This is a genomic window from Brassicibacter mesophilus (assembly GCF_050433385.1).
In the GTDB taxonomy this organism is placed as follows: domain Bacteria; phylum Bacillota; class Clostridia; order Tissierellales; family Proteiniboraceae; genus Brassicibacter; species Brassicibacter mesophilus.
Genome location: NZ_JBNPXI010000057.1, coordinates 1 through 1,412 on the forward strand (window position 1 = coordinate 1; position 1,412 = coordinate 1,412).

General features: G+C 51.3%; 1 rRNA gene. It reads left to right on the forward strand.

Annotation, left to right across the window (positions count from 1 at the left end):
* Positions 1 to 1,393: ribosomal RNA gene (locus HNR33_RS22780) — 23S ribosomal RNA — on the forward strand; the annotation flags it as partial.
* Between the last annotated feature and the right edge of the window lie 19 nt (positions 1,394 to 1,412).

Genomic DNA, 1,412 nt, shown 5'->3' on the forward strand with positions numbered 1-1,412 from the left:
ACAATTCTGAGAGGTGATGGGGAGCGAAATTTAAGTAGCGAACTAACTGATTCCACACTGTCGAGAAAAGCTTCTATCGAGCAAGTAGGTACCCGTACCGCAAACCGACACAGGTAGGCGAGGAGAGAATCCTAAGACGAGCGGAAGAACTCTTGTTAAGGAACTCGGCAAAATGACCCCGTAACTTCGGGAGAAGGGGTGCCAGAAGAGATGAAAGTGTTTACCACTGGAGTTTATTCTGGCCGCAGTGAAGAGGCCCAAGCGACTGTTTACCAAAAACACAGGTCTCTGCTAAATCGAAAGATGATGTATAGGGGCTGACACCTGCCCGGTGCTGGAAGGTTAAGGGGAATTGTTAGCGCAAGCGAAGCAATGAACTTAAGCCCCAGTAAACGGCGGCCGTAACTATAACGGTCCTAAGGTAGCGAAATTCCTTGTCGGGTAAGTTCCGACCCGCACGAAAGGTGTAACGATTTGGGCACTGTCTCAACAAGAGATCCGGTGAAATTGTAGTACTCGTGAAGATGCGAGTTACCCGCGACTAGACGGAAAGACCCCATGGAGCTTTACTGCAGGCTGACATTGGATTTTGGTATCATATGTACAGGATAGGTGGGAGACTTAGAAACCGGGGCGCCAGCTTCGGTGGAGTCACTGTTGGGATACCACTCTTATGATACTGAAGTTCTAACCAGAGACCGTGAATCCGGTCTTGGGACACTGTCAGTTGGGCAGTTTGACTGGGGCGGTCGCCTCCCAAAAAGTAACGGAGGCGCTCAAAGGTTCCCTCAGCACGGTCGGAAATCGTGCGTAGAGTGTAAAGGCAGAAGGGAGCTTGACTGCGAGACATACAGGTCGAGCAGGAACGAAAGTTGGACTTAGTGATCCGGTGGCACCGAGTGGAAGGGCCATCGCTCAACGGATAAAAGCTACCCTGGGGATAACAGGCTTATCTCCCCCAAGAGTCCACATCGACGGGGAGGTTTGGCACCTCGATGTCGGCTCGTCTCATCCTGGAGCTGTAGCAGGTTCCAAGGGTTGGGCTGTTCGCCCATTAAAGAGGCACGCGAGCTGGGTTCAGAACGTCGTGAGACAGTTCGGTCCCTATCTGTCGTGGGCGTAGGAAATTTGAAAGGAGCTGTCCCTAGTACGAGAGGACCGGGATGGACAGACCACTGGTGTATCAGTTGTCCTGCCAAGGGCATGGCTGAGTAGCTAAGTCTGGACGGGATAAGCGCTGAAGGCATCTAAGCGCGAAGCCTCCCTTAAGATTAGATTTCCCATCTGGTTAACAGAGTAAGACCCCAGAAAGACTAACTGGTTGATAGGTCACAGGTGTAAGGGCAGCAATGTCTTAAGCTAAGTGATACTAATAGGTCGAGGACTTGACCAGCTGTTTGCTGTGCAGTTTT